This window comes from Luteimonas sp. RC10, assembly GCF_014192745.1.
Taxonomy (GTDB): domain Bacteria; phylum Pseudomonadota; class Gammaproteobacteria; order Xanthomonadales; family Xanthomonadaceae; genus Luteimonas.
Map to the genome: position 1 here is coordinate 256,773 of NZ_JACHYJ010000007.1, position 15,556 is coordinate 272,328.

General features: G+C 68.2%; 13 protein-coding genes and 1 tRNA gene. 7 read left to right on the top strand and 7 right to left on the bottom strand.

Going from position 1 to position 15,556, the window contains the following annotated elements:
- Positions 1–203 precede the first annotated feature (203 nt).
- Entirely contained in the window at positions 204–998 is a 795-nt protein-coding gene (locus FHW73_RS13725) for a hypothetical protein (protein WP_183427303.1), read from the top strand.
- A 798-nt stretch (positions 999–1,796) separates the two neighbouring features.
- Here FHW73_RS13725 and FHW73_RS13735 read toward each other — a convergent pair.
- Positions 1,797–2,387, bottom strand: a complete 591-nt coding sequence (locus FHW73_RS13735; protein ID WP_183427305.1) for a phosphatase PAP2 family protein — start codon at positions 2,385–2,387, stop codon at positions 1,797–1,799.
- A gap of 386 nt (positions 2,388–2,773) precedes the next feature.
- On the opposite strand from FHW73_RS13735, the gene FHW73_RS13740 reads away from it, so the two are divergent.
- From FHW73_RS13740 to FHW73_RS13750, 3 genes are all read left to right on the top strand, one after another.
- A tRNA-Arg gene (locus tag FHW73_RS13740) sits at positions 2,774–2,850 on the top strand.
- A gap of 175 nt (positions 2,851–3,025) precedes the next feature.
- Positions 3,026–3,187: a hypothetical protein gene (locus FHW73_RS13745; RefSeq protein WP_183427306.1), complete on the top strand. Its 162-nt coding sequence runs from the start codon at positions 3,026–3,028 to the stop codon at positions 3,185–3,187.
- Positions 3,188–3,340: 153 nt separating this feature from the next.
- The gene (locus FHW73_RS13750; protein ID WP_221187560.1) at positions 3,341–3,667 is read left to right on the top strand and encodes a hypothetical protein; all 327 of its coding nucleotides are present in this window, start codon (positions 3,341–3,343) and stop codon (positions 3,665–3,667) included.
- 169 nt (positions 3,668–3,836) lie between these two features.
- On the opposite strand, the gene FHW73_RS13755 is transcribed toward FHW73_RS13750, so the two are convergent.
- The 4 genes from FHW73_RS13755 to FHW73_RS13770 all read right to left on the bottom strand — a co-directional run bounded on the left by FHW73_RS13755 (position 3,837) and on the right by FHW73_RS13770 (position 8,254).
- On the bottom strand, positions 3,837–5,303 hold the full coding sequence (locus FHW73_RS13755; protein ID WP_183427308.1) for a S41 family peptidase: 1,467 nt from the start codon (positions 5,301–5,303) through the stop codon (positions 3,837–3,839).
- A gap of 130 nt (positions 5,304–5,433) precedes the next feature.
- Positions 5,434–5,967: a DUF411 domain-containing protein gene (locus FHW73_RS13760; RefSeq protein ID WP_255492996.1), complete on the bottom strand. Its 534-nt coding sequence runs from the start codon at positions 5,965–5,967 to the stop codon at positions 5,434–5,436.
- 1,183 nt (positions 5,968–7,150) lie between these two features.
- Positions 7,151–7,327 (bottom strand): CsbD family protein, encoded by a 177-nt coding sequence (locus tag FHW73_RS13765; protein ID WP_183427309.1) that lies wholly within the window; start codon positions 7,325–7,327, stop codon positions 7,151–7,153.
- A gap of 87 nt (positions 7,328–7,414) precedes the next feature.
- Entirely contained in the window at positions 7,415–8,254 is an 840-nt protein-coding gene (locus FHW73_RS13770) for an SDR family oxidoreductase (protein WP_183427310.1), read from the bottom strand.
- 310 nt (positions 8,255–8,564) lie between these two features.
- Between FHW73_RS13770 and FHW73_RS13775 the strand changes: the two genes are divergently transcribed.
- Positions 8,565–11,204, top strand: coding sequence for a TonB-dependent receptor (locus FHW73_RS13775; protein WP_183427311.1), 2,640 nt, complete (start codon positions 8,565–8,567; stop codon positions 11,202–11,204).
- Positions 11,205–11,291: 87 nt separating this feature from the next.
- On the opposite strand, the gene FHW73_RS13780 is transcribed toward FHW73_RS13775, so the two are convergent.
- Positions 11,292–12,557 (bottom strand): HipA domain-containing protein, encoded by a 1,266-nt coding sequence (locus tag FHW73_RS13780; protein ID WP_183427312.1) that lies wholly within the window; start codon positions 12,555–12,557, stop codon positions 11,292–11,294.
- 13 nt (positions 12,558–12,570) lie between these two features.
- Positions 12,571–12,903 carry a helix-turn-helix transcriptional regulator gene (locus FHW73_RS13785; protein WP_221187561.1) on the bottom strand — a complete coding sequence of 111 codons (333 nt, stop codon included), beginning with the start codon at positions 12,901–12,903 and terminating at the stop codon, positions 12,571–12,573.
- 541 nt (positions 12,904–13,444) lie between these two features.
- On the opposite strand from FHW73_RS13785, the gene FHW73_RS13790 reads away from it, so the two are divergent.
- Together FHW73_RS13790 and FHW73_RS13795 are read left to right on the top strand one after the other, a co-directional pair.
- Positions 13,445–14,641, top strand: coding sequence for a winged helix-turn-helix domain-containing protein (locus FHW73_RS13790; RefSeq protein ID WP_183427314.1), 1,197 nt, complete (start codon positions 13,445–13,447; stop codon positions 14,639–14,641).
- A gap of 87 nt (positions 14,642–14,728) precedes the next feature.
- Complete coding sequence (locus tag FHW73_RS13795; RefSeq protein WP_221187562.1) at positions 14,729–15,520, top strand: transglutaminase family protein; 792 nt, start codon at positions 14,729–14,731, stop codon at positions 15,518–15,520.
- Positions 15,521–15,556: the final 36 nt, after the last annotated feature.

Sequence of the window (15,556 nt, forward strand, 5' to 3'; positions counted from 1 at the left end):
TACCCACCTCCGTCAAACCGGTGGGTTTTTTGTGTCCGTGCACTTGCGGGCGCAGACCGACGCGATGCCTGCGTCGGGAGGGCGGCTAATACAACACCCTTCGGGGGAATACGCCCGCCGACTGTAAGCGGTTTCTAACCTCCCGACTTCCCGTCCGCCGTTTCGCGGTGGGCGGGCCCCTTCGATGGAGTGAGGAGGTTGAGATGTCGTACCAAGCAGCGAACGACCGCGCCCTGCCGGGCTATTTCCTGACCGAGCCGGGGCAAGTGCGGCTCAAGCAACTGCACGACCATATGGTGTTCCTGTCGCGGCTGGCGCAGCCGCGCACGCTGGACGAGGAACGGGAGGGCGTGCCCGATGTGCGCAAAGGGGAGCTGGCGACCTGCCTGGGATTGCTGGCCGAGCAGGCGGAGCGGGTGCTGGCGGCGATTTCGGATGCAGAGCGACGGCCGGGGGTGGCGGGCGCTTATGGGTTGGCTGAGGGTGAGGCGGGCCCCCTCCCCAGCCCTCCCCCGCGCGCGGGGGAGGGAGCAGGTCATGGCGCGAGTGAGAGAGCAGGTCATGGCGCGGGGGAAAAAGCGGGTCATGACAAGGGTGAGTGCGCGGATCATGACGACGGAGAGGACGCGGATCATGACGTGTGGGAGGCAGAAGGTTCCGGCGGGGACGATGGGGACGGCGACGATGAGGACGTCGGGCACGGCGAGCGGTTCGTCTATGGCATGACGCTCGACCAGATGGATGCGCTGGACCGGTTGGTGCAGACGCTCACGGCGCATGGCGACGTGATCGCATCCGGCAACGACGATTTGGCCGACGACACCCTGCCGGCCTTGGGGATGGCGATCATCGACGGCACGGACGCGTTGCGGGCGATCCTGGAGCAGTTGGACGACCAGCGGCTCACACCGGGACGTCGTCAACGAAGCGGCGTGCGGGAAGCACGGCCGGCTTATGGCGCTGTCTCGCCACGGCCTTTGGGTGCCTCCCTGCACTGATCGGCGACACGGCCGGGCATGCGCGCCACCGCATGCCCGGCTTTCGCGGCTTGGCGATCGGCCCGGTGTGCTCGTAGATCACTCGCGTGCCATCCCTTGCGTATGCGAACCCCGTTGCCGGCCCTTCGTCCTGGGCGCCGCGTGCTTGGCGTGTGGTGCCTGCTTGCCACGGAAAATTCCGATGTCTTCTCTTGCGTTGGTTGTCCTGTGTTGCCCCATCGCTCGCTTGGAGCACGTGTCATGAGCGAAGACTTGCCACGCTATGTGCCGTTCGAGCGTCGCCCCGACGATGTTCACAAGACCCCATTGCCTGATACGGCACCGGCCTTCGAGAGTTGGACGTGTCGGGAGCGGTCCGAGCCCACGCCGTATCGGGTGTTGGGCGCCGCTCAAGATCACGCCGATCCGGTGAGGCCACGTCGTGCGCGTCGCCCCAGACGCTGCACGGTCGGGTCTGGCCACTATGCGACGCGCGATCGCCATCGGGGCGACGATGAAGTCCCCATGTTGCGTCTGCGGGGCCTGTGGTTGGAGGCACTGGGCTTTACCGTCGGACGCCGGGTGCGGGTCACGACTGGGGCGGGTGTGGTGATGCTGTCGGTGGAGGGAGCGGAGGGTTCCTAGGAAGCGCCGCCCCCACCCGACACGCGTTGCGTGTCGACCTCCCCCGCGTGCGGGGGAGGTGGCGATGTCAGCGCAATCTGTCTTTGGCGGTGGAGGCGCTCCCCCGCGTGTGGGGAGGCGCTGATGTCAGTGCAATCTGTCTTTGCCGGTGAGGCGCTGGCTGGCGCGGTCAGCTCAGCCCCGCCAATGCCGGCGCGACTGCGGCTTCTCCGCACCCGACAACGCGACGCCGGCCTTTGCAAACCAGCGTTCGGTGTCGGGCCGCGGCATCGCATGCGTGGTGACGAGCGCGAGCGTGCCCGCCAGGCCGGCTGCGACAACAATGCCCGGCAGATCGAGCGCCAAGCGGCGTAACAGGTACAGGGTGGCCAGACTCGCGCCCAGGCCCAGTGCAAGACCGGCGATCACTTCACTGGGCGGATGCGCGCCGATCGGCACGCGCGACCAGGCCACCAAGGCTGCAAGCCCGGCGCCGACAAGCGTCGCCGTGAAGCGCAGCGCGCGTTGCTGCGGCGGCACGAGCAATGCGAACAGCACCGGCCACAGAAGCCAGGCCAGGACGGCGTGGCCGCTGAAACAGGTGAGGTCCCAGCGCCGGATGCCCGTGCCCCAACCGTAGAAGGCGATCTTGCTGCCGGCGACCAGCGCCAGGCTGGCGGCGACGATACTGGCCCATCGCAGCAATTCAGTCCCTGACAGTCTCGGGGCGGCGGGCCGGACGCGCAGCCACACTGCCAGCGCAACCAGCAGCGGCACGACGAGCACGGCGTCGCCGAGCAGGGTCAGGGCTTTCCAGGGCATGGGGATCCGGGTGGGGGCCGGGCGCGGATGCGCAGAGTGCAATCGATTGTAGGGAGTCGGGATGGCGGGGGGCTGAAGGGGGCGATACCTGGGGGACGGGCATGCCCCCTCCCCAGCCCTCCCCCGCGCGCGGGGGAGGGAGTGCGCGCTCAAGGGCTGGATACGCCGGCCCTGGCGCCCTCCCCGCGTTCGGGGGAGCGAGCGGAGCGCCGACGCCGGGCGCGTCATGAGGACCCGCCGCTTCGTCGGCGTCGACGCGGGCGGTGTGGGCGGCGGGTGCATTGTGGGCGCCGGTTTGAGCTACAATCCTCGGCCGCCTTCCTCCGCTTCGCGGTGGTCGGCCGGACAACGCGCCTGTAGCTCAGCCGGATAGAGTAGTGGCTTCCGAAGCCATTGGTCGGGGGTTCGAATCCCTCCAGGCGCGCCATTTTTGGACCGACGGATTCGAGCGCGGATACGCGCAGAAGCCAGGTCCACGACGCTGTCGTCCATCGCGCGCCGGGAGAACGGCGGGGCATGGGCCCCGCCGCGCAGATTACTTCTTGCTTCCCTTCTTATCCGGTGCCTGCGACAGCGCGGATCCTGCCGCTGTCTTCGCGTCCTTGCTGCTGCCTTTGTTCTTCAGCGTGTTGGAGGCCGCAGTCGCAGCCTTGGGGCTGGTCTTCTCGTTCTTCGCCATGCTGGTGATTCCCGGGATGCCGGCGGCTACCGGCCGTTGGATCCTGCGCCCCATCGTGCTGCTGCGCCAGCCCGACTGCGGCTGACGACGCGGGCCCGTCGGTGCTGCCTGGATCGTCTTGACGCTCTTCGAAACGACGTCATAGCAGGCTCAACTCTCGCCCGACGCGCTCGCGAAGCAGAAGGAGCGCGTACAGTCTGCCAGCGCCGCGCACGCGCGCCTTCCGGGGGAATCGATGATGGAGTTGAAGCACAAGCTCTTGCTGGGCTTCATGGCGCTCTTCGGGCTGGTCTGGCTGGCGTACGAGATCCGGCCCAAGCCGGTGTCGAGCACCCGGACGCCGCAGATGTTCGAGGTGCTGTCGTCGAATTTCGAATCGCGCTTGTACGTGGACCTGCGCAACCTCGACACCGGCCGTGTCCACCGTCTCGTCTATGCCGGCAAGCGCTGCTACGGGTCGTCGGTCCGCGTGGGCAGCCGCTGGGAGCTTCCGGCGGTCACCGATCAGTACAAGGACGGCTCGCTGCGTTACAGGGTCGACGCGCGTTCGCTGTGTCGCCGCTGAGACGGCGCGCAGACGCCCGCTGATCCTGTGCGGGCATGCGCTTGGACAACGCCAGACTGCGCCGCATGATGTCGCCCTCTGGCGATCGGCGAACGCCTTCGCATGCAGCGCCCGCTGACGCGGCCTTCGGCCTCGGCGCGGGCGTCGCCGCCTGCGCCGCTGGATGGACTCAGCGGGTCGCCGGGGTTGCCGCCGGGGGCTCGGACGGCGGGACCGTCGGGGTCCAGGGCTTCTTGAGCTCGGCCAACGCTGCGGCGATCGGGGCGTCGCCCGGCAGGGCTTCGCCACCGGTGCTGCCGTCCTCTTCGTCGCCGCGCAGGTGACCGGGCAGCGCGGCCTCGGTGTACGCGCTGGCCGCGCGCGGGGCGTCGGCGTCGGTGCTGGCGTTCTCGGGGCGCAACACGACATCCGGGTCGATGCCGCGGGCCTGGATCGAGCGGCCGCTGGGGGTGAAGTAGCGCGCGGTGGTGAGCTTGACCGAGTCGCCATTGTCGAGCGGCAGCACGGTCTGCACGGAGCCCTTGCCGAAGGTGCGGCTGCCGACGACACGCGCGCGGCCGTTGTCGCGCAGTGCGCCGGCCAGCACTTCCGAGGCGCTGGCCGATCCCACATCGACGAGCACGACGACCGGGGCCCCGTTGAGGATGTCGCCGGGGGTGGCGCTGAACTGTGCGTCGCTGATCGGGATGCGGCCGCGGGTGCTGACGATGTCGCCGCTGTCGAGCAGGTCGTCGGCGATCTGCACCGCCGAGGTCAGCAGGCCGCCCGGGTTGCTGCGCAGGTCGATGACCAGACCGCGCAGGCGCCCGCCGCTCTGGCTGGCGAGTTCGCCGACGGTGCGGCTGAAGGCGGCTGCGGTATCGACCTGGAACTGACTCACGCGCACGTAGCCATAGCCCGGTTCGAGCATCCGGCCGCGGACACTGACCACGCGAATGGTCTCGCGTTGGACGCGGATCTCCAGCGGCGTGCGTTCGCCATCGCGCAGCACGCCGAGCACCACGGCGGTGCCCGATGCGCCGCGCAGCGGGCCATGGCCTTCGTTGTCGGCCGGCGTGAGCGCCCGACCATCGACGCTGACGATGACGTCGCCGGCGCGGATGCCGGCCTTCTCAGCCGGCGTGCCGTCGATCGGGGCGATCACCCGCATGCTGCCGTCGGGCAGGTACATCACTTCCACGCCGATGCCCTCGTAGGCGCCGGTGGTGCCTTCGTCGAAGGCCTCGGCCGCGTCCTTTTCCATGTAGACGCTGTGCGGGTCGAGGTCGAGCAGCAAGCCGCGGATGGCCGAGGCCATCAGCTTGCGGTCCTCGACCGGCTCGACATAGGCCTGGCGCACCGCGTTGAAGACGCCGACGTAGCGACGGATCTCTTCGAGTGGCACGCGATTGGAAGCGTGTTCGATCGCGTCCGGGTCGTCGCTGGCGGCGACCTCGCGGGCCGCCTGGGCGTCGTCGGGGGCCTCGTCGTCAGCCGGTGCCGGCGTTGCATCCTGCGCCTCGTCCTGTGGCGCGGGCTGCTCGGCGGGCGCGTCCTGGGCCGGGGCCGCATCTGCGGGGGACGGCGCGGTCTCCTGCGCGAACGCCGCGGGCGACAGCAGCAACGACAGGGCCAGCGTCAGGGAACGAACGCGCATGCAGAACTCCGGGCAACGAAAACAGGCTGCGCGCAGGCAGCGCGCGGCCAATGATTATGCGGCGCGGTCGCGTGAATGGGGTGCCTGCCCGGCCGGCGATTCAGGTCCGCGCGGCTTCGTGCCGACGGGCCTAGCGGGCCGGATGCTCGGCGAACGGGCGGTGCGTGCCGTCGTTGGCGACCAATTCGACGGTGTAGGCCTGGCTGCGGCCATCGGGCATCTCCATGCCGGGCGAGCCCATCGGCATGCCCGGCGCCGCGATGCCGCGCGCGTCGGGGCGCTCGGCCAGCAGCCGGCGGACGTCGGCGGCGGGCACGTGGCCTTCGACGAAGTAGCCGTCGATCTCGGCGGTGTGGCAGGACGCCATCGCGTCGGGCACGCCCAGGCGCGTCTTGACCGTGGCGAGGTCCTCGACATCGATGGTCTCGACCTCGAAGCCATCGCGCTGCATGTGCTCGACCCACTTGCCGCAGCAGCCGCAGGTCGCGGTCTTGTGCACGCGCATGCGCGGCAGGACCTGGGTGTCGGCGGCCTGCGCGACCGGCGTCGCGCCTGCCTCCGCAGCCGGCGCGGCGGCGGTGTCGGCCGCTGCGGGTGTCGCTGCGCCAGTGCAGGCGGCGACGGGCAGCAGCAACAGCGTCAGAGCGAGAGGGTGGATGCGCATGTTCGGACTCCGGGAATCGGTCACAGGACAGCCCGATTATGCGCGAGCGCCCCTACCCCGGCCCTCCCCCACGTTGCGGGGGAGGGAGATGAGCGGCGCGACCTGTGCGTGCAGCGCGGCCCGCGCGTGCGTAGCGCAGACGTGTCACCTTCTCCGCAGCGCGGCGGAGGTCGATGCCGGAAGGCATCGGGTGGGGGCTGGGGGTTGTCGCGAACAGCGCCCCCTCCCCGGCCCTCCCCCGCGTTGCGGGGGAGGGAGATGAGCGGCGCGACCTGTGCGATCGATGCGACCCGCGCGTGCGTAGCGCAGACGGGTCACCTTCTCCGCAGCGCGGCGGAGGTCGATGCCGTAAGGCATCGGGTGGGGGCTGGGCTTGTCGCAAACAGCGCCCCCACCCCAGCCCTCCCCCGCGATGCGGGGGAGGGAGATGAGCGGCGCGACCTGCGCGAGAGGCGCGACCCAAGTGCGTCGCGCAGACGGGTCACCTCCTCCGCAGCGCGGGGGAGGTCGATGCCGTAAGGCATCGGGTGGGGGCTGGGGGTTGTCGCGAACAGCGCCCCCTCCCCGGCCCTCCTCCGCGTTGTGGGGGAGGGAGATGAGCGGCGCGACCTGTGCGTGCAGCGCGGCCCGCGCGTGCGGAGCGCAGACGGGTCGCCTCCTCCGCAGCGCGGGGGAGGTCGATGCCGCAGGCATCGGGTGGGGGCTGGGGGTTGTCGCGAACAGCGCTCCCTCCCCGGCCCTCCCCCGCGATGCGGGGGAGGGAGATGAGTGGCGCGACCTGTGCGAGCGATGCGACCCGCGCGTGCGTAGCGCAGACGGGTCACCTTCTCCGCAGCGCGGGGAGGTCGATGCCGCAGGCATCGGGTGGGAGCTGGGGATTGTCGCGAACAGCGCCCCCACCCTAGCCCTCCCCCGCGATGCGGGGGAGGGAGATGAGTGGCGCGACCTGCATGCGCAGCGCGACCAGAGTGCAGCGCAGACGGGGCACCTCCTCCGCAGCGCGGGGGAGGTCGATGCCGCAGGCATCGGGTGGGGGCTGGGGCTTGTCGCGAACAGCGCCCCCACCCCGGCCCTCCCCCGCGTTGCGGGGGAGGGAGAGGAGCGGCGCGACTTGTGAGCGGCGCGACCTCCACGCGTGGTGCAGACGGGCAAACTCCCCCGCGATGCGGGGGAGGAGACGGGATCAGCGGCCCTTGCGGGCGTTGTCGTTCGCCTTGCCGACCGCGCTCTGGACCTTGCCTGCGGTCTTCTGCGCCTTGCCGGCCACTTCCTTGCCGGTATTGCCGGTGACCTTGCCGACCACTTCCTTCGCGGTGCCCTTGACCTGGTTCTTCATGCCTTCGCTGCGGTTCTTGTCCACGACAGCCTCCTCGCGCCTGCAGGATTGCAGGCTGCGAGGGGATATGCGCCTGTCGCCGCCACGCGGAGGTGAAGAAACACAGCCTCGTTACAGAATCGGCATGCCGCCGGTCACTGCATAGCGCCCGCCGGTCATGTAGCTGGCTTCGTCGGACGCCAGCAGCACGTAGATCGGGGCACACTCGGCCGGTTGCCCGGGTCGCTTGAGCGGGGCCTGGCTGCCGAACTCGGCGACGGCATCGGGCGGCAGTGTCGAGGGGATCAGCGGGGTCCAGATCGGGCCGGGCGCGACGGAGTTGACGCGAATGCCCTTGTCGGCGAGTAGTTGCGCCAGGCCCGCGGTGAAGTTGGCGATCGCCCCCTTGGTCGTCGCATACGGCAGCAACGTCGGGTTGGGCTTATCGGAGTTGATCGAGCTGGTGTTGATGATCGACGCGCCGGGCTTCATGTGCGGCACTGCGGCCTTGCACAGGTGGAACATCGCGCTGACGTTGACCTGGAAGGTGTAGTCCCACTTGTCGTCGGGGATCTCGTCGAGTGATTCGTAGGTCATCTGGTAGGCGGCATTGTTGACCAGGACGTCGACGCGGCCGAAGGCCTCGACTGCTTTGCGCACGATCGCGCGACAATGTGCGGGATCGGCGATGTCGCCGGGGACCAGTTCGCAGCGCCGGCCTGCGGCTTCGACCAGGCGCTGGGTCTCCTGCGCATCTTCGTCCTCGCTCAGGTAGCTCACCAGCACGTCCGCCCCTTCGCGTGCGTAGGCCAGCGCGACCGCACGGCCGATGCCGCTGTCGCCGCCGGTAATGATCGCGATCTTGTCCTGCAGCCGCCCACTGCCGCGATAGCTGTTCTCGCCGTGATCTGCAGGTGGATCGAGCTTGCGCTCGACACCGGGCACGGCCTGCTGCTGTGCGGGCTGATTCATCGTCTGGTCTCCATGTCGGGGGAAGGCGCCACGCTAGGCGCGTGCGCGTGGCGCGCCGGTGATTGCAATGACATCTGCGCGCATGGGCTTGCAGGGATTGCATGGCGATTCGCGACATCGCGCTTACGACTTTTCGACACGATCCTAAGATTTGCATTGGTCTAATCCGCGCCCGTTCCCGGATGTGATGGGGACGCGAAGGGCGAGGTGGCGTGGCTGCCGGCACTGTCCGGCGGCGCGGCATCGCGCCTGCGGTCAGGCGGACATGCGCACCTCGACGATCCACGATCACAGAGGGCTCCGCAGCACGATGACGTTTGCCGTCCATTCCCACCCCCGCCGGCTGGCCCTGGCCACGCTGGCCACCGCCATCCTTGCCACGCCTGTCTTCGCACAGACCGCAGCGCCCGATGCCGAGCCGCCGGCCGACGAGGTGGAGAACCTCGACGCGGTCCAGGTGCGCGGCGTGCGCGCCAGTGTCGCCGGCGCACTCGACGCCAAGCGCGGCGCGGCGCAGATCACCGATTCGATCGTCGCCGAAGATATCGGCAAGCTGCCCGACAACAGCGTCGCGGCGGCGATGCAGCGCATCACTGGCGTGCAGGTCCAGCGCGGCGGCGCGGAAGTGGGCACGGTGCTGGTGCGCGGGCTGCCGAACGTGGTCACCACGCTCAATGGCCGCAACATCTTCACCACCACCGGGCGCGGCGTTGCGCTGGCCGACATCCCGGCCGACCAGCTGCAGCAGGTCGATGTCTACAAGACCAGCGGCGCGGAGCAGATCGAAGGCGGCATCGCCGGTGCGGTCGACATCCGCCTGCGCCGCCCGTTCGACCTCGACGAGGACAGCACGCTCGCCGGCAGTATCTCGACGCTGTATGCCGACCAGGCGCGCGAGACCGCGACCAACGGCAGCCTGACCGGCAGCCGCCAGTGGGAGACCGGGGCCGGCCGCCTGGGTGTGCTCGGTGCGGTGTCATACCAGGAGACGCCGTATCTGGAGTCCAACACCTTCCACGGCACCTACGACCGCGTCGACGACCCGCTCGATCCGTCGCGGCAGCTGCTGGTGCCGTTCAATGCCGGCAACCTGCAGGCGCAGGGCTTTCGCCGGCGCAAGGCCGCGAACGTCGCGTTCCAGTGGGCGCCCAACGACAACACCGAGCTGTGGGCCGACGGCTTCTACGTCGGCTATCGCAACACGCCGCGGGTCAACTACTGGATGCCGTTCCCCGGCTCGCTGACGCCGGACAACACCGACGCACTGGCGACCCAGCCCGGCAACGACATCCTGCAGCGGGTCGAACTGCGCAATAGCGATGTGCTGTCGAGCACCCAGGCGCACCAGAACAGTTCCGACACCTGGCAGGCGGCGATCGGCGGCAGTTGGAAGGGCGAGCGGCTGAAGCTGTCGAGCGAGCTGGCCTACACCTACAGCGAATCGGACAACCGCTCGATGGTGCTCGACATCATGACCACCGTGCCGCGGTTGACCATCGACAGCAGCCGCGGCGTTCCGTTCAGCTCGGCCACGAACGCCGACGGCAGCACCTACGATGTCACCGATCCTGAGGCCTGGCGCCTGAGCCAGTACTACGACAGCTGGAGCCGGCAGGAGGGCGACGAGTGGGCGTGGCGCGCCGATGCCAACTTCGCCTTCGACGGCGGCATCGTCAGTTCGCTTGACGCCGGCGTGCGGCTGGCGCGGCGCAACGCCTCCAACATCGGTGGCGACCCGGGCGCGCGCGACAACCTCAGCGGCGCGCCGATCCGGATGTCCGACATCCCGGGCCTGGCGCAGGTCACGCCCGGCAACATCCTCGACGGCGACCGCGAGGTCGGGGTGGATCGCTGGCTGGGCGCCAACCGCGACTTCCTGCTCGGTCACACCGCACTCATCCGCCAGGCGATGGGCCACGGCCCCGACCGGCCGCCTGCGAATCCGGCGGTGCAGTTCGACAACCGCGAGGACAACCACGCCGCCTACCTGCAGGCCAACTACGGGTTTGCGCTCGGCGCGATCCCGGTCGATGGCCGGATCGGCGTGCGCCATGTGCGGCTGGAAAGCGAGCTCAAGGGCACCTCGCTCGTCGACGGCGTCGAGACGCCGGTGCAGACCACGCGCGCGCGCAACGAATGGCTGCCGAGCTTCAGCGCGAACCTGTCGCTGCGCGAGGACCTGATGCTGCGCCTGTCGCACAGCCAGTCGATCACCCTGCCCCACTTCGCCGACCTCAATCCGCAGTTGGCGCTGTTCGATTCCACCGACACGCTGCCTGCGCGCGGCAGCGGCGGCAATCCGGATCTGGCGCCGGTGGAATCGAAGAACCTCGACGCGTCACTGGAGTGGTACTTCCAGGACAACGCGCTGCTGTCGTTGGCCGCGTTCCACCGCGATGTCGACGGCTATGTGCAGATCTACGCCGAGGACGAGACGATCGACGGCACCACGTACCAGATCACCCGCCCGCGCAACACCGGCAGCGGCACGCTGCGCGGTGTGGAGATCGGCTATACGCAGTTCTACGACTTCCTGCCTGGCGCCTGGTCGGGCCTGGGCACGCAGTTGAACGCGACGTGGATCGATGCGGAGGCCGAGTCGCCTGACGGGGTGATGCAGCCGCTGGCGAACGTGTCCAGGCGCGCCTGGAACGCGGTGCTGATGTACGAGTACGACGCATTTTCCGCGCGCTTGGCCTACAACTGGCGCGACGACTACGCGGTGAGCTTCAGCGCCTCGGGCGATCAGCCCAACGAGGTCTTCCACGGCCCGGAGGAATGGCTGGATCTTGCGCTCAACTACGCAATGGATGAGAACGTCACCGTATTCCTGGAGGCGACCAACCTGCTGGGCAGCAAGACCCACAACTACTTCGGCAGCCCGCAGTTCCTGCGCGACCGCGCCTCGCCCGAACGCAGTTACATGCTCGGTATCCGCTTCCGGCTGTGATGCCCCCGCCGCGCCGTTCCGCGTATCCGCGGGACGGCGCGGTGTTGGACCCAGTCGGTGGGCAGCGCTGCCGTCCAACTTGCGCACTTAGAGGTACTTCGACACCTCGGCCATTCCGATGTCACTTGCACGGCGGAATGCGGTCGCCACGTCGTCGCAGTCCTTGGCGGACACGTCGAACGCCTCGAACACGGTTCGCCACGTCCTGACGGTACCCACCACGGTGTCGATCAACTGGGCTGCCCGTGCCCGGGTCAGCCCGAAGTTCCCATAGCCGGCCATTGCATTGTCCAGGGTCGCCCTTCGGCCGTTCGGACCCACCCCAAGGTGCAAGGTCCGCTCCGTTCCGACCTGCGGTTTGGGCACCACGTCGTACAGGGGGCTCAGATTCCACGCGCCGTCGTCATGCACGAATGCGTGGTTTCGCAGGTGGTCATCGTCGTTGGAGACCAGAATATTGAAGACCATCCGCGAGAACAGCTCTTCGCGCTGGGCGGTCACTTGGCCCTCGGCCCCCCATTGCTCGATCACCCTGACGATCTGGGCGTAGCTGGCATCCGGGGAGTCCTGTTCCGTCAGGCCCAGCATCGTGAGCGCACTGACCATATGTTTGCGGCTCATTCCATCAGCGACCGGGGTGCGGTCGAAGCGCTCGATCAGCATCACCTGCCGGCCGTCGGCCAGAGTCTGCAGTTCGGTCCTGGGCACAGACAGTCCCGCCCGACGTGCCAGCTCCAGCGTGGCGCGCTCGACGCTGGGCACGTTGAAGCGGTCCCGGATGGACGGGAACTTGGCAATCCACTCGATGCCTTGGTGGAGCACAGTGGCCTTCGGACGTGCGCCACCCAGCGACGGCGCACCGGCAAAATAGTTCGCAAGGTGTGCCGGTACTGGCAGACCTTCCTCAACCCGTTCCGATGCATCGACCAGATACTGCAGGTCGATGGTTGACGGCAGGCGCGGGTGATGTGGCGGGCTGTCCACTGCCGCGCGCACATCCAACGCACCCACCCGATTGCTGCCGGCCTCCAGCATGTAGACCGACTCGGGCAGGCTGTTGGCGGGGACTTCCAGACGGTTCTCAATCACGCGCCGCCCCCAGTCGTCGGGGGTGGCATCGCGCAATGCCCCGAACAGTGCCAAGCCATTCACAGGCAGCAGGCGCTCGCCGGCGCGCTCCAGTGGTAACGAAACCGGATCCACAGCAATCGCATGCGGCTGACGACGGGCCACGTAGCGTGTGCCGTACTGGAACTGAGACGCTTGCAACTCCGGCCCCAGCTCGGTCAGATCGAGCAGGCCGGCCGGCACCGCAGTCACCTCACCGGGGAGGTACGCAAACACATAGGGCATGATCGACCTCGGCTTAGAAGTCCAGGTCAGAAGGCTTGCTACGGATCGGCCGCTTGGTCTTTGTGCCCTCCAAGATGGCCTCGGACACGGGGTCCCGCAGCTGGTCGAGCTTTGACAGCAGTCCCAGACGTTCAAAGGCGGAAAGCCAAGTGCCCAGGGCGATGTTGAGGCCCCCCTGCTCGAGGCGGTTCATGGTTGCAGGGCTCACTCTGGCGCGTTCGGCCAGACTCTCCTGGGTCCATCCGCGTGCCAGACGGGCATTCTTGACCATCGCGCCCAGATGCTTGGCCGTTTTCTGGGTTGCCAGGGTGGCGTAGTCGGCAATGTTCCGGCGCATATCTTTCATAAATGACAGGAAAGTCGGTGAATCCTAGCATTTATGACAGAAGAGAGCGGTTGACTGGACACTCTGCAACGGTCACAGGGCGTCCTCGACTCAGGACAGGGGTCGCCCCGCGCTACCCTAGCTTTCATAAATGACAGGAAATGCGTGATTCCTGTCATTTATGAAATATTTCATGGAGGTGAATACGTAGCCGGGTCCGATGTCCGTCACTTCCTGGCTGACCAGTGTTCGCGTCCACGACCACCGCATCCCATGGTGGCCATGGCTACCACGCAGCAGTGCCGGACCAAGAGGTGGCCGTGAGGGGCGACCACAACGCCTCTGTCCTGGCCGGATATGCAACGCCATCGGGGAACAGCTTTAGAGCTGTGTCATGAATTTGGCCCATCCTCGCATCGAGTGGGCATCCGCGTTTTCCCGATGCCCTCCGGATAGCGCCAAGCCACGGACAGACCCAGAATCTGGCCATACAGGTCGACATCTCTTATGCGGAGAAGTCGACGCGACCCACCCAGAATGGCGAAGCGCCACTTGTCCGGCCATGACGATCCAGATCTCCAACGCAGCGGCAAGGCGGCTGTTTCTCGCGCGGCAAGGGCTTGCCGCGCCGCCGGGTCGGGCGTTGTCCAAGTCGGGCCTGCTGCAGCTCATCACCGATCTGGGCTTCGTGCAGGTGGACAGCATCGGCACGGTGGAGCGTGCCCACCACCAGATCCTGTTCTCGCGCAACCAGACCTACCGGCGCGGCGATCTGACGACGCTGCTGGAACAGGAGCACGCGCTGTTCGAGCACTGGACGCATGACGCCTCGATCCTGCCGACTGCGTTCTACCCGTACTGGAAGCATCGTTTCCGCCGCCGCGAGCCGATCATCCGCGAGCGCTGGCGCAAGTGGTATGGGGACGGCTTCGACGCGGCGTTCGAAGACACGCTGGCGCACATCGAGGCCCATGGCCCGGTGCTGGCGCGGGACTTGAAAGAGGCCGGGCACGCGTCCGGCGGTTGGTGGAACTGGCATCCGTCCAAGACCGCGCTCGAGTATCTCTGGCACACCGGCAAGCTCGCGATCGCTGGCCGCGTGAACTTCCAGAAGGTCTACGACCTGGCCGAACGGGTGATTCCTGCCGACTGCTACGAACGCGAGGTCGACCAGGCGCAGTTCGTCGACTGGGCGTGCCGGGAGGCCTTGACGCGGCTGGGCTTCGCGACACATGGCGAGATCGCCGCGTTCTTCGACCTGGTGTCGCCACAGGAGGCCAGGGACTGGATCGCACGCCATCGCGATGCGCTGTGCGAGGTGTCGCTGGTGTCCAGCGATGGCGAGCGCGCGCGTCCGTCCTATGCCTTCGCTGACTTCGCCGCCGAGTTGCGGGACGTGCCCGAGCCGCCCGCCCGCGTCCGGGTGTTGAGCCCGTTCGATCCGCTGCTGCGCGACCGCAAGCGCACCGAACGGCTGTTCGGCTTCCACTACCGCATCGAGGTCTTCGTGCCCGAGCCCAAGCGGCAGTACGGTTACTACGTCTTCCCGCTCCTGGAGGGCGACCGCCTGATCGGCCGGATCGATATGAAGGCCGAACGCAAGGGCGGCACGCTGGATGTGCGTCGGTTGTGGCTCGAGCCCGGCGTCCGGGCCTCGGCCGGACGCCTCGACAAGCTCGACGCGGAACTGGCGCGACTGGCGAAGTTCACTGGCGTGGAGCACGTGCGTTACCTCAAAAGCTGGCACAAGGCGCGCTGAGGCTTTTGCGTGGCGGCGCTGGCATGGCCGGGACGCCGCCACGCGCACTGCACGCCTGGCGGGCTAGCGTGGCGCTTTGAAGACGGGATGCCGCGCATGCGCCTGCTGGCCGGTTGCGAGATCGTGGTCGAGGCCGAAGACGACTGCGCGGTGGTCGCGATGCTGCGGCCGCGCAGCGGTGATGCCCAGTGGCTGGTCAGCGAACGCTACACCTTCGAGCCGGATGTCCGTCCGACCGAGCACGTCGATCCGTTCGGCAATCTGTGCCAGCGCCTGATCGTCCCCCGGGGCCGCATGCGGCTGCGGACCGAGCTCGAAGTCGAGACCGAGCGTACGCTTGCCGTCGCACCATGGGCGCTGCCCACGCCGGCCTCGCTGCTGGCCGATGCGACCCTGCAGTACCTGCTGCCCAGCCGCTACTGCCCCTCCGACCGCGCGTTCGAGCAGGCCCAGGCCATTGTCGATGCTGCATCGCCTGGCACCGGCCATGTCGGCGCAATCGTGGCGTGGATCCGTCGCCATATCGCCTATCGCTACGGGGTCAGTGATGCCTGCACCGATGCGCTCGACACGATGGCGCAAGGCGCGGGGGTGTGCCGCGACTTCGCCCATGTCGGGATCATGCTCTGCCGCAGCCTGCGGATTCCCGCACGCATGGTCGTGGGCTATCTGCACGGGCTCGAACCGATGGATCTGCATGCCTGGTTCGAGGCCTACCTGGACGGACGCTGGTACACCTTCGACGCCACCCAGGACGCGCCGCGTGGCGGCCGCATCGTGGTCGCGTATGGCCGCGACGCAGCCGATGTCGCCTTCCTGACCAACTACGGCTGGCTACGAACGGTCGAGATGCAGGTCTGGGTCGGCGAGAAGACCTGAGCGCGATGGCGATGCGACACTGCCCGCACCCGCTGT